The sequence below is a fragment of the Alcanivorax sp. REN37 genome (assembly GCF_041102775.1).
In the GTDB taxonomy this organism is placed as follows: Bacteria; Pseudomonadota; Gammaproteobacteria; order Pseudomonadales; family Alcanivoracaceae; genus Isoalcanivorax; species Isoalcanivorax beigongshangi.
In genome coordinates, this window is sequence record NZ_JBGCUO010000002.1 from 141,976 (window position 1) to 154,827 (window position 12,852).

Below are 12,852 nucleotides of genomic sequence, written 5' to 3' on the forward strand. Positions count from 1 at the left end.
GGGCCGTCGCCCTGTGCTGCCGTCAATAAAGGGTTATTCGTTTGAACACCGAACAGGTTGAAATCCGCCCCGGAGAGACGCCGCCGCGCCGTCGCCGCGCCTTGGCGCTGGTGTCCGGTGGGCTCGACTCCATGCTGGCGGTGAAGGTGATGCAGGCGCAGGGCATCGAGGTGGAAGGGGTCAACTTCTACACCGGTTTCTGTGTCGAGGGGCACACCCATGCCATCCGCGAGCGCGACCGCAAAAAGCCCAAGCGCAACAATGCGCTGTGGGTGGCGGAGCAGCTCGGCATCAAGCTGCACATCATCGACATCTCCGAAGAATATAAGAATGTGGTGCTGTACCCGCAGTACGGTTATGGCGCGCACATGAACCCGTGTTTGGACTGCAAGATCTTCATGGTCAACAAGGCCACGTTGATGCTGCGCCAAGCGGAAGACCTGGCTGAGCAGTGTGCCGCCGATGGCGATGGGTTCGATTTCATCATCACCGGCGAGGTGATCGGCCAGCGGCCCAAGTCGCAGTTGAAGTGGACCATGCCGCTGATTGCGCGCGAGTCTGGCGCTGAAGACCGTTTGTTGCGTCCGTTGTGTGCCAAGAACCTGCCGCCGACGTTGCCGGAGCGCGAAGGCTGGGTGGACCGTGAGCAGCTGCACAGCATCACCGGTCGCAGCCGGGCGCCACAGATGGCGCTGGCCAAAGCGTTCGGACTGGAAGAGTACGCGCAGCCGGCTGGCGGTTGCTGCTTCCTTACCGACGAGTCGTATTCGAAAAAGCTCGGCGACCTGTGGCAGGCCCGCAAGCGCAAGGATTACGATCTTGACGACATCCTGCTGTTGAAGATCGGTCGCCACCTGCGCCCGCGCCCGCACTTCAAGCTGATCATCAGCCGTGAAGCGGGCGAGACCGAGTTTTTGCAGGGTTATCGCTACCAGTTTTCGAGCTTTGAAATGGTCAGCCATGGTGGCCCGCTGACGCTGATCGACGGTGAGTTCGAGAGCGAGGAAGAAGCGCTCTGGGCGGCCTCGATCGTGGCGCGCTTTAGCCAAGGCCGCGAGGCGGAGGAAGTGACCATGACCTGGCAAGCACCCAAGGGTGTCGGCAAGCTGCTCAAAGTGAAGCCAATGCCGGCAGACGATATTCCGAAGGAGTGGCATGTCGGTGGCACCTGACGCTTCGATTCCCGAGCTGGATGTGCGCCGGCTGCTGTGTCCGATCCCGGTGATCCGCACCCAAGACCGTGTAAAAACGATGGTCCCGGGTGCGCTGCTGGATGTACTCGCCACCGATCCTGGTGTACTCAATGACCTGCCGGCCTGGTGCCGCATCAATGGGCACCGGGTGGTGGCCACTGACCGCCGCGACGGCACTATAGTGGTGCGCGTGGAAGTGGGTGGCGCCGCGTCCTGATGCGGCACTGCACCGCCATGGTGCAACCGCCGTTGCAGCTGCACGGCGATGGTGCGGCAGCCCCCGGCCAGACGGCATCGGCGGGGTGAATTTGCTGGCACGGTACTTGCTGTTCTTGTCAGGCCGGTCGACACCGGCCTGACGCGTTTCACAGACTGTCAGGACACGCCGACGTGGGGCAGACACCCGCACCGGCGGACTCAACGCCGTTCCCAGGAGGACGCATCACCATGTCTGAGAAGACCCTCAAACTGATCAAGGACAACGACGCCAGATGGGTGGATCTGCGATTCACTGACAGTCGTGGCAAGGAACAGCACGTCACCTACCCGGCTGCCGACGTGGATGAGGACTTCTTCCAGGACGGCAAGATGTTCGATGGCTCGTCCATCGCCGGCTGGAAGGGCATCAATGAGTCCGACATGATTCTGATGCCGGATGACGAGTCCGCGGTGATGGACCCGTTTGCCGACACCCCGATGGTGATTCTGCGCTGCAATATCGTCGAGCCGACCACCATGCAGGGCTACGAGCGCGACCCGCGTTCCATCGCGCTGCGCGCCGAGGAATACCTGAAGTCCACCGGTATCGCGGACACCGCGCTGTTCGGGCCGGAGCCGGAGTTCTTCATCTTCGACGGGGTCACCTGGGACACCCAGATGCACCACCAGTCCTACACCATCTATTCCGACGAAGGCGCCTGGATGACCTCCGACGCCCAAGGCGGCAACAACATGGGCCACCGGCCGCGTGTGAAAGGCGGTTACTTCCCGGTGCCGCCGGTGGATAGCCTGCATGACCTGCGTGGCGCCATGTGCGACGCCATGGAGCAAATGGGCCTGCGCATCGAAGTGCACCACCACGAAGTGGCCAACGCCGGCCAGTGCGAAATCGGCGTCGGCGCCAACACCCTGACCAAGAAAGCCGACGAAGTGCAGATCCTCAAGTACTGCGTCCATAACGTCGCCCATGCCTACGGCAAGACCGCGACCTTCATGCCTAAACCGCTGGTGGGCGACAACGGCTCCGGCATGCACGTGCACCAGTCGCTGTCCAAGGACGGCAAAAACCTGTTCGCCGGTGATGTCTACGGCGGGCTGTCAGAAATGGCGATTTACTACATCGGCGGCATCATCAAGCACGCCCGCGCGCTGAACGCCCTGACCAACCCGTCCACCAACTCTTACAAGCGTTTGGTACCGGGCTTCGAGGCGCCGGTGATGCTGGCTTACTCTGCGCGCAACCGCTCGGCGTCGATCCGCATCCCGTACATCACCAATCCGAAAGGGCGTCGCATCGAGACCCGCTTCCCGGACCCGGTGGCTAACCCCTACCTGTGCTTTGCGGCGCTGCTGATGGCCGGCCTCGACGGCATCCAGAACAAGATCCACCCGGGCGATGCCATGGACAAGGATCTGTACGATCTGCCGGCGGAAGAAGCGGCGCAGATCCCCACCGTGGCGCATTCACTGACCATGGCGCTGGATGCACTGGAAGCCGACCACGAGTTCCTGCTCAAGGGTGGTGTGTTCACCAAGGAAACGTTGAGCGCCTACATCGCCATCAAGCGCGCAGAGGTGGAGCGGGTGAACATGACGCCGCACCCGCTCGAGTTCGACATGTACTACTCCTGCTGATCGGCTGCCGATCTGCGAACTAGCCCCGCTCAGCGGGGCTTTTTTATGCTCCGGCGGCCACTGCGACGCCGGCCCTGTACCGCCGGCGGCGGCTGGCGCACACTGACCGGCGCTATGGCACGGAGGATTGTCGATGAATCCCTATCCCTTGATGGCGTTGCTGGCGCTGGCCGTGGCGGCGCCGGTCACGGTCGCTGCTGATGAGCCAGCCGGCTCGCGCATCTACCGCACGGTGGATGACCAAGGCCGGGTGCGCTTCAGCGATCAAGCCCCCGCCGGCGGCAACGCGGTGGACGTGACGCCGCGCAACCTTAACGTGATGCCGTCCAGCAGCGCGGTGGAGCAGTGGCAAGCGCGCCAAGACGCCGCCGAGGCGGTGGTGGAAGCTGCCGCCGCACCGGCGCTGCGCATCGTCTCCCCGGCCGATCAGGCCACCTTCCGCAACCCCGACCAGCCGGTGCCGATCCGCGTGGCGTGGCAGGGCGAAGGGCTGCGCAGCGAGGTGTCCGTGAACGGCACGGTGGTGACCAAGCTGGAACTGCCGATGGAACGTGGCAGCTACCTGATCGAGGCGCGGCTGGTGGATGCCGACGGTCGGGTGCAGTTGAGTGCTGACCCCGTCACCGTTTACGTGCACCGCACCACGGTGCACCAGCGGCCGGTGGCGCCAGCGCCGCCGAAACCCAAGCCCACGCCCACCCCGGCGCCCAAGCCGGGCGCGTGATCCAGCGTTTTTACTGCACTGCTTTGGTGCATGCTCTAGGCTGTCAGTCCTGAATACCCCGCGCCGCAGCGGCCGCTGCCGGCGCCGGGTGCTGGCCTGAAACTTGCTTTGCCACTGCCATGAGCCTGACACCGCACGCCGATCGCAACCTCCACCAACGCCTGCTCGACCACCTGAGTACGGCGGTGGTGCTGCTGGATGCCCATTTCTGTCTCTGCTATCTGAACCCGGCGGCGGAAATGCTGCTGGGCAGCAGCGCCCAGCGGGTGCTCGGCAGCCGGTTGCCGGATGGCTTCTTCACCGATCCGGAAGCGCGCAGTGCGTTCGAGCGCTGCCTGACCGACGGCCATCCGTTCACCCGTCGTGAAGCCCACATCGTGCTGCCCAGCGCCCAGGAAATCGTGGTCGATTACAGTGTGTCGCCGTTGCAGCAGGGCCGCGCCGTGATGCTGATGGAGATCATCCCGCTCGACCGCATGTTGCGCATCGCCCGCGAAGAGGGGCTGGTGCACGCCCACCAAGCCACCCGCGCGCTGGTGCGCGGCGTTGCCCACGAGATCAAGAATCCGCTCGGCGGCATTCGCGGTGCCGCGCAGTTGCTGGAACGTGAACTGCCAGACCCGGCGCTGCGCGAGTACACCCGCGTGATCATTGGTGAGGCCGACCGGCTGCAGGTGCTGGCAGATCGCATGCTGGGGCCGCGCCGGCCGCCGCAGTTCTGCTGGTTGAACATTCACGAATGCCTGGAGCATGTGCGTCAGTTGGTGCTGGCGGAGTTTCCGGCAGTGGCCTGGGTGCGCGATTACGACACCAGCTTGCCGGACATCCCCGCCGACCGCGACCAACTGGTGCAGGTGATCCTCAACCTGGTCCGCAACGCTGCGCAGGCGCTCACCGAGCACCCGGTGGCGACGCCGCGCATCCTGCTGCGCACCCGGGTGCAGCGGCAGACGACCATCGGCAACCTGCGCCACCGCATGATTGTGCGCCTCGATATTGAGGACAACGGACCTGGCATCGTCGACGAACTGCGCGAGACCTTGTTCTATCCGCTGGTCAGCGGCCGCGCCCAGGGCGCCGGGCTGGGTCTGTCGATCGCCCAATCGATCGTGTCCCAGCACCAGGCGCTGATTGAATGCCACAGTGAACCCGGCCGCACTTGCTTCAGCGTGCTGCTGCCCATGGAAGCCCCGAGCCGCGAAGGAGAACACCGGCCATGACTGCCACCGTGTGGGTAATCGATGACGACCATGCGATCCGCTGGGTGCTCGATAAGGCCTTGGAACAAGCGGATCTGACGTCGCGTTGCTTCGACAACGCCGACGATCCGCTCAATGCGCTCGACGCCGGCGAGCCGGGCCCAGACGTTCTGATCAGCGACGTGCGTATGCCCGGTACCGATGGCCTGCGGTTACTGCGCACCGTGCAGCGGCGCTACCCGGACATTCCGGTGATCATCATGACCGCCCATTCCGACCTTGAGTCGGCGGTGGCTTCCTACCAGGGCGGCGCGTTTGAATACCTGCCAAAGCCGTTTGATGTGGACGAAGCGGTGGCGCTGGTGCGCCGCGCAGTGCGCTACCGTCGCAACCGCGACGGTGAGCCGACGGCCGCTGTCGCCGCGCCGCCGCCGACGGACATCATCGGCGAAGCGCCGGCGATGCAGGAAGTCTTTCGCGCCATCGGGCGGCTCGCTCACTCGCCGGTGACGGTGCTGATCAACGGCCAGTCCGGCACCGGCAAGGAGCTGGTGGCGCGGGCACTGCACCGCCATTCGGTGCGCAGCGACGGGCCGTTTGTGGCGCTCAACATGGCCGCCATTCCCAAGGATCTGATCGAATCGGAACTGTTTGGCCACGAGAAGGGCGCGTTCACCAACGCCAATGCCCAGCGCCTTGGCCGGTTCGAGCAGGCCCACGGTGGCACCTTGTTCCTTGATGAAATCGGTGACATGCCGGCGGAAGCACAAACGCGGCTGCTGCGGGTGTTGCAGGAAAGTGAGTTCTACCGCGTCGGCGGCACCCAGGCGATCCGGGTCGATGTGCGCATCATCGCCGCCACCCACCAAGATCTGGAGCAAAAAGTGCAGCGCGGCGAGTTCCGCGAAGACCTATTCCACCGCCTCAATGTGATCCGCATTCACCTGCCACGGCTGGCGGAACGGCGTGAGGACATTCCCCGGTTGGCCCAGCATTTCCTGCAACAGGCGGCGCGAGAATTGGGCATGGAAGTGAAAAGCCTGCACCCAGACGCGGCTACCTTTTTGTCCTCGCTGCCGTGGCCCGGCAACGTGCGGCAACTGGAGAACACCTGCCGCTGGTTGACGGTGATGGCGTCCGGCCGCCAGGTGCTAGTGGATGATCTGCCGCCGGAGCTGGTGCCGGTCGCCGCGTCCGACAGCGGTGGCGGTGGCTGGGAGCGGCCGCTCAAACGCTGGGCTGAGCGGGCGCTGATGCAGGGCGAGCAGGGGCTGCTGGCCCAGGCGGTACCGACCTTTGAGCGCACCCTGTTGGAAGTCGCGTTGGCACACACCGGCGGCCGCCGCGGCGAAGCCGCCGAGTTGCTCGGCTGGGGGCGCAACACTCTGACCCGCAAGCTCAAGGAGCTGCAACTGGATGCGTTGGCGGCGGATGAGGACTGAGCGTTGAGGCCGCAGGAGTGGGCGCGGAGGCGTGGGCGCGCTGTGAACGCGTGAAGGCCTAAGGCGGGTCCGGACGGCGCATGGATAGTTTTGGCAAGTGCGCTGATGCGTGACCCGGTTCGGGTCGGTGTTCAGACCTGCTCCAGTTTGAGTGCTGGTTTCGAGTTCGGCTCTAGTGCCAGTCCCGGCTCAGGCTTGGGCCTGAGCCTGAGCCTGAGCCTGAGCCTGAGCTTGGCTCGGCTCGGCTCGGCTCGGAGAAAGCTAGGCTGGACCGGGCCAAGCTTGGTCCCGCTCCAGCCTAGCCTTTGCACTGCCCAGCGGACTCGGGGCAAGGTGTACCGAAAAATTCTAGTGCAGCCGGTGTGGCTTTATCCCACTCCTGGCCGAACCCCAGCCCAGCCCAACCCAACCCAACCCAACCCAACCGAACCCAGCCCAGCCCAGCCCAGCCCAGCCCTGCCCTGCTCCAGTTCGAGTGTTGGTTTCGAATTCGGCTCTAGTTCCAGTCCCGGTTCCGGCTTCGGTTCCGGCTATGGCTCCGCCCCGAATCGTCACCATCACTGCATCGAGCCTGACCTATCCGCAGGCACTATCGCGTCCCAGGGTTTCGACTCGGCGTGCCGATCACTGCCTGCCCTGACCGGTATTGCCGACCCAGGCGGTTGCCCATGCTCTGCACCCTCGGCTGGCGTATGCTGCCGAACTCGTGATGGTTTGGAGTGGTCATGTCTGCGCGTCTGTTTCCCCCGTTGAAGCCTTGGTACCAAAGCCATGTTGAAGTGGGCGATGGTCATCGTCTGTATGTGGAGCAGAGCGGCTGTGAGGACGGTTGGCCGGTAGTGGTGGTGCATGGCGGTCCCGGCGGCGGTTGCGCGCCGTCGATGCGTCAGTATTTCGACCCCAGTCGCTGGCGCATCATCCTGTTCGATCAGCGCGGTGCCGGTTTGTCGACGCCGATGGGCGGCTTGGAGCACAACCACACCGATGCCTTGGTGTCCGATATGGAGTGCCTGCGCCAGCAGCTCGGCATTGAACGCTGGACGCTGTTTGGCGGCTCCTGGGGGGTGACACTGTCGCTGCGTTACGCCCAGTGCCATCCGGAGCGGGTGGCAGCGCTGGTGCTGCGCGGCGTGTTCCTGTGCCGGCCGCAGGACTTAGACTGGCTGTACGGCGGTGGTGCTGGCCGGCTGCAGCCGGAGGCGTGGCAGGCGTTCAACGCCCCGATCCCGCCGGCGCAGCGGGACGACTTGGTGGCGGCTTATCTGCAGCGGCTGACTGACCCCGAGGTGCCGGAAGCGGAGCAGCTGTTGCTGGCACAAGCCTGGGCTGCTTGGGAGGCGACCTGCGCCACACTGCTGCCGTCGACGGAGGTAAGCGAGGGCTTCCAGCAGCGCGCGTTGGCGTTAGCACGGCTGGAGGCGCACTACTTCCGCCATGGCGGCTTCTTGCCGGCGGACGGCTTGTTGGCCGGCTGCGCGGCATTGCCGCAGTGGCCGGTGGAAATCGTCCATGGCCGTTACGATCTGGTGTGCCCGCTGGATCAGGCTTGGGCGCTGCATCAAGCGCTGCCGCACAGCCGTTTGACGGTGGTGGCCGATGGCGGCCACGCGTCCAGTGAGCCGGGTATTCAGCAGGCGTTGCTGGATGCGGTGGTGCGGGTCGGCGCGCAGCTGGAGTCTCTCCAATGAAGGTGGTGGTGCAGCGCGTCAGCGAGGCCGCGGTGCGGGTCGATGGCGAGGTGGTGGGCGCCATCGGCAGCGGCTTGCTGCTGCTGGTGGGCATTTGCCAGCACGACGACACCGCCGCGGTGACACGCATGGCGACCCGGATCCTCGGTTACCGGCTGTTCAGTGATGAACAGGGCAAGATGAACCTCGATGTGCGTCAGGCCGGTGGCCAAGTGCTGGCGGTGTCGCAATTCACGCTGTCGGCCGACACCGGGCGCGGGAGGCGGCCCAGCTTCACCCGCTGCGCCGCGCCGGCGTTGGCGCAGCCGCTTTACCAGCAGTTCATCGCGGCGTTGCAGCAGGGCGGCGTGGCGGTAGAGCGCGGCGTGTTTGGTGCTGACATGCAGGTGTCATTAGTGAATGACGGGCCGGTGACGTTCGTGCTGGAAAGCTGACCTAGCGCGGATCAACTGTGCAAATTGGTTAACATTTCTCAATGCTGAGAGCGAAAGCTTGTGCGGTCATAGCGCTCCACTATGATTGAGCCACCGCCCGCCAGACGCGCGGGGGGACCTCAACATTATAAAATCGCGAAGGAGTTCGACGATGAAACGTATTCTGCTGGCAACTGCTCTTCTGGGTGCATCCGTATCTGCTTCCGCTGTAGCGCCGGGCGGCCCGGGTTGTGGCTGGGGTAACATGCTGTTCGAAGGCAACAACGGCCTGCCGATGCACCTGCTGGCATCGCTGGTGAACGGCACCTCCGGTAACGCCACCTTCGGTATGACCACCGGTACCAACGGCTGTGACACCAGCGGCAACCTGACCTACTCCGGCAAGAGCCTGCTGGCGATGAACGGCGTGCTGGAAGAAGTCGCTCGCGACGTGGCCATGGGCGAAGGCGAAGCGCTGACCGCACTGTCCGTTGCCATGGGTGTTGAGGCGACCGACCGTGGCCACTTCAACGCTGTGCTGCACAACAACTTCGACTCCATCTTCACCAGCGAAAACGTAACTGCTGCGGAAGTGATGGCGAACATCGAATCCGTGCTCAAAGCGGATGACGCTCTGGCGAAATACTCCGCCTGATGCGCCGTGCCCTGCCGCGGCTGTGCGGCGGCAGGGCCACCTCTCCTTGCGGCATTGTCGCCGCCACCGCTGATTCCATTCCCATGTTGCGTGTTGTTCTAACCGCCCTGCTGGGCGCCCTGTTGGCACTGCCGGGCTCTGTGCTGGCCACCGCCCCGGCTCCCATCGACCTGCAGCAACTGGAGCAACACCCCCGTTGGCAGGCGCTGTTGCACATCAATCGCGGCGCCACCCTGCGCCAGCGCGGTAACAGTTATGTTGCCGATGATGCGTTCTTCTTGGCTGATAACGGTCGCCGCCAGCCGCGCGCCGAATTGCGCGCCTCCATCGAGCAATTGGCAGCGCCGCAGTCGCCGGCCCGCTGCCAGTTTCCGGCTCGCTACCGGTTCCTGGCTGAACAATTGCAGTGGCCGCAGGAAATGGCGCCGTTTGCCCACTGTGATGAGTACCTGGAGTGGCGTGCGGAAATCCCCACCGGCAAGGCGGTGCTGATTTTCCCCGCGGCCTATCTGAACAGCCCATCGTCGATGTTCGGTCACACCCTGCTGCGGCTCGACAGTGCCGAAGACCAGGGCGTGTGGTTGTCTTGGGCGGTGAATTTTGGCGCCCTTACGGACGGCAGCGACAACTCGATTTTCTATATTTACCGCGGCTTGGCCGGCGGTTATGACGGCTACTTCTCCATTGTTCCCTACGTCACCAAAATCCAGGATTACGCCCACCTGGAAAACCGCGATATGTGGGAATACGAGCTGACCCTGGATGACGATGAGCTGTCTTGGCTGGTGGATCATCTGTGGGAGCTGAAGGACATTCGCTTCGACTACTACTTCTTCGACGAGAACTGCTCCTTCCGGCTGCTGGAGCTGATGGAAGTAGCGCGCCCCGGTATTGGTCTGCTCGATAGCCTGCGCTTCACCGAAGTGCCGGTGAATACGGTGCGCAGCATTGACGATGCCGGCCTGATTGGCAGCCGCCACTACCGCGCCTCAAAGTCCCGCGAGTTGAACCACTTGGCCGACCAACTCAGCCCGGCAGCACGGCGGGTGGCACGGCGGTTGGCGGATCGGCCGGAGCAGGTCATCGCCAGCGCCGATTACCAGTCCTACAGCCCCGAGCAGCGCCGTTTGATGGCGCAGACCGCCTATGAATACCTGCGCTTCTCTCACCGTACCCAAGAGCGTAACGAGTCGGTGGCGCGGCGCAGCTTCACGCTGCTGCGCGAGATCCGCACCCTGCCGGCCAGCGCATTGCCGCCGCTGCCGACCCCAGACGCCCCGGAGGACGGCCATGCCACCAAGATGCTGTCTGCCGGCGGGGGGATGCGCGATGACAACGGTTTCGGCGAGCTGGGTCTGCGGCTCACTTACCACGACTGGTTCGACAACAACCCCGGTTTCCTGCGCGGCGCGGAGATCGAAGGCCTCAACCTGCGACTGCGCAAGGAAGAGAGCCAGCGGCCGGTGCTGGAGTCGCTGCAGTTGGTCAACATCCGCTCGCTGGCGCCACGCAGTGCCTTCGTGAAGCCGACCTCCTGGTTTGTCACCGGCGGCATCGAGCGAGCCTTCACCACTGAGCGCCGGCGTGCGGTGCGCTATTTGGAAGGCGGGCCGGGGCTGAGCTGGCGGTGGGGCAATTTCCACCCCTATGCGCTGAGTCTGTTCCGCATCGAAAATAATTCCGACTGGGATCACTGGGTGGAAGCCGGGGCCGGAGCGCGGCTCGGGATGCTCTGGTACGCGCCGGGCGTGACGCTGGGCGCCAGTGCAGAAGGCTACTACCTGACCAACGACGCCTACCGCCACCGCGCTACGCTCACTGCCAGTGTGCCGGTGGGCCGCAACAATGCGTTGCGCCTCGACCTGGTACGGGACGGCTGGCGCGATGACCACGATGAGGAGATCCGGTTGGCATGGCGTCACTACTTCCGTTGATGCGTGGTGTGCTGCTGGCGGGCGCGCTGCTGGCCAGCGGCTGCAGCAGCCTACTGTTCTACCCGATGTCGCCCTGGGTGCAGAACCCGGCGCGCCAAGGTCTAGACTATCAAGATGTGGTGCTGATTCACGCTGACGGCTTGCGCCTGCACAGCTGGTGGCTACCGGCCGCCACAGATGAAGTGGCCGGCACCGTGCTGTTCCTGCACGGCAACGCGCAGAACATCAGCACCCACTTGATGGGCGTGGCGTGGATGCCCGCCGCCGGCTACGAGGTGCTGCTGCTGGATTACCGTGGTTACGGCTTGTCGGAGGGCCGTCCGCGTCTGCCAGACGTGTTGGATGACATTCAGCTGGCGCTGGACTGGCTGCAAAGCCGGCGCCGCAGTGACGCGCCGCTAGTGGTGTTTGGCCAGAGTCTGGGCGCGGCCATGGGCAGCGCGGTGCTGGCGCGGCCCGATAACCGCGACAAATACGACTGCGTGATGCTGGAAGGCGGCTTCGCCAATTATCAGGACATCAGCCGCGACATCATGAGTAAAAGCTGGCTGCTGCGACCGTTCGGCCCGTTCGTGCGCGCCGGCCTGCCCCGCGACCTGCAGCCGGAGCAGCAGGTGGGCGCCTTGGCGCCGACGCCGCTGCTGATCCTGCACAGCCTGGACGACAGTATTGTGCCGTTTGCCCACGGCGAGCGGTTGGCGGCGGCGGCCGGCGAGGGCAGTGAGTTCCAACGCCTGCGCGGCGAGCACATCAGCGCCGGCCGCGATCCCGCAGTGCAGGCGCGGCTGGCCACTTTCATGCAGGGCGCCTGTCGCCACTGACCCCTGCGGCACTAACTAAAACGCCCCGGCTGCATGGCAGGCCGGGGCGTGGTCTGGATGGGCGCTGGATCAGGCGTCCGCACCTTCGTGCGGTTCCGGCTCAGCCTCCCGTGGGCGCACCCAGCGCGACACCAGCAAGCCGATCTCGAACAGCATCCACATCGGAATCGCCAGCAGTGTCTGCGAAATCACGTCCGGTGGGGTCAGGAACATGCCAACCACGAAGCAACCTACAATGATGTAAGGCCGCTTCTCACTCAGGCTTTCCACCGTGCTGATGCCGGTGGCCACCATCAGCACGATGGCAATCGGCAGCTCGAAGCTGAGTCCGAACGCCATGAACAGCGCCATGATGAAATCTAGGTAGCTGCTGATGTCGGTGGCAATCGCCACCCCTTCCGGGGCCACCGCAGTGAAGAATTTGAAGATCAGCGGGAATACTACGAAGTACGCGAACGACGCGCCGAGGTAGAACAGCAGCACGCTGCTGAACAGCAGCGGTGCCGCTAACCGGCGCTCGTGACGGTACAGCCCCGGTGCAATGAAGCCCCAGGCTTGGTGCAGTAGGAACGGCACCGACACCAGAATGCTGAGATAGAACGTCATCTTCAGCGGCACCATCAACGGCGAGGTGACGCCGGTGGCAATCATGCTGGTGCCAGCCGGCAAAGCTTCAATCAGCGGCAGCGCCAGGAAGTGATAGATCTGCTGCGAGAAGTAAAACAGCCCAATGAACAGCACCAGGATCACCACCACGCACTTGAGCAGGCGCGTGCGCAGCTCCAGCAGGTGGGCGATCAGCGATTGGGAGCGGTCCGGGGAGGTCGGTTCGGTCATGGGCGCGGTGGCTCCTGCGGCGGACGGGGGGCACCCTCGCTGGCAGCCGGAGCAGCCGGAGCAGCCGGAGCAGCCGGAGCAGCCGGAGCAGC

At 64.5% G+C, this 12,852-nt stretch carries 12 protein-coding genes; 11 read left to right on the forward strand and 1 reads right to left on the reverse strand.

Translation table 11 applies throughout. The features are described 5' to 3' along the window. The first annotated feature begins 41 nt into the window (after positions 1-41). The 11 genes from AB5I84_RS12345 to AB5I84_RS12395 all read left to right on the forward strand — a co-directional run bounded on the left by AB5I84_RS12345 (position 42) and on the right by AB5I84_RS12395 (position 11,923). Positions 42-1,172: a tRNA (5-methylaminomethyl-2-thiouridylate)-methyltransferase gene (locus AB5I84_RS12345; RefSeq protein WP_369456212.1), complete on the forward strand. Its 1,131-nt coding sequence runs from the start codon at positions 42-44 to the stop codon at positions 1,170-1,172. Beyond that, complete coding sequence (locus AB5I84_RS12350) at positions 1,156-1,410, forward strand: sulfurtransferase TusA family protein (protein ID WP_369456213.1); 255 nt, start codon at positions 1,156-1,158, stop codon at positions 1,408-1,410. The genes AB5I84_RS12345 and AB5I84_RS12350 overlap by 17 nt, the downstream gene beginning before the upstream one ends. 230 nt (positions 1,411-1,640) lie before the next feature. Further along, the gene (gene glnA / locus AB5I84_RS12355) at positions 1,641-3,047 is read left to right on the forward strand and encodes a glutamate--ammonia ligase (protein WP_369456214.1); all 1,407 of its coding nucleotides are present in this window, start codon (positions 1,641-1,643) and stop codon (positions 3,045-3,047) included. Between the two features lie 133 nt (positions 3,048-3,180). Beyond that, positions 3,181-3,771, forward strand: a complete 591-nt coding sequence (locus AB5I84_RS12360) for a hypothetical protein (protein WP_369456215.1) — start codon at positions 3,181-3,183, stop codon at positions 3,769-3,771. 119 nt (positions 3,772-3,890) lie between these two features. Then, positions 3,891-4,991, forward strand: coding sequence for a nitrogen regulation protein NR(II) (gene glnL / locus AB5I84_RS12365; RefSeq protein ID WP_369456216.1), 1,101 nt, complete (start codon positions 3,891-3,893; stop codon positions 4,989-4,991). Further along, on the forward strand, positions 4,988-6,412 hold the full coding sequence (glnG, locus tag AB5I84_RS12370; RefSeq protein ID WP_369456217.1) for a nitrogen regulation protein NR(I): 1,425 nt from the start codon (positions 4,988-4,990) through the stop codon (positions 6,410-6,412). Before glnL ends, glnG begins: the two co-directional genes overlap by 4 nt. 725 nt (positions 6,413-7,137) lie before the next feature. After that, positions 7,138-8,100 (forward strand): prolyl aminopeptidase, encoded by a 963-nt coding sequence (pip, locus tag AB5I84_RS12375; protein ID WP_369456218.1) that lies wholly within the window; start codon positions 7,138-7,140, stop codon positions 8,098-8,100. Next, on the forward strand, positions 8,097-8,534 hold the full coding sequence (dtd, locus tag AB5I84_RS12380; RefSeq protein WP_369456219.1) for a D-aminoacyl-tRNA deacylase: 438 nt from the start codon (positions 8,097-8,099) through the stop codon (positions 8,532-8,534). The genes pip and dtd overlap by 4 nt, the downstream gene beginning before the upstream one ends. Positions 8,535-8,685: 151 nt before the next feature. Then, the gene (locus tag AB5I84_RS12385) at positions 8,686-9,168 is read left to right on the forward strand and encodes a DUF3015 domain-containing protein (RefSeq protein ID WP_369456220.1); all 483 of its coding nucleotides are present in this window, start codon (positions 8,686-8,688) and stop codon (positions 9,166-9,168) included. An 83-nt stretch (positions 9,169-9,251) separates the two neighbouring features. Then, positions 9,252-11,102 (forward strand): Lnb N-terminal periplasmic domain-containing protein, encoded by a 1,851-nt coding sequence (locus AB5I84_RS12390; RefSeq protein WP_369456221.1) that lies wholly within the window; start codon positions 9,252-9,254, stop codon positions 11,100-11,102. After that, positions 11,081-11,923 (forward strand): alpha/beta hydrolase, encoded by an 843-nt coding sequence (locus AB5I84_RS12395; protein ID WP_369456222.1) that lies wholly within the window; start codon positions 11,081-11,083, stop codon positions 11,921-11,923. The genes AB5I84_RS12390 and AB5I84_RS12395 overlap by 22 nt, the downstream gene beginning before the upstream one ends. Positions 11,924-11,992: 69 nt before the next feature. Here AB5I84_RS12395 and tatC read toward each other — a convergent pair whose 3' ends face one another. After that, the gene (gene tatC / locus AB5I84_RS12400) at positions 11,993-12,760 is read right to left on the reverse strand and encodes a twin-arginine translocase subunit TatC (protein ID WP_369456223.1); all 768 of its coding nucleotides are present in this window, start codon (positions 12,758-12,760) and stop codon (positions 11,993-11,995) included. Between the last annotated feature and the right edge of the window lie 92 nt (positions 12,761-12,852).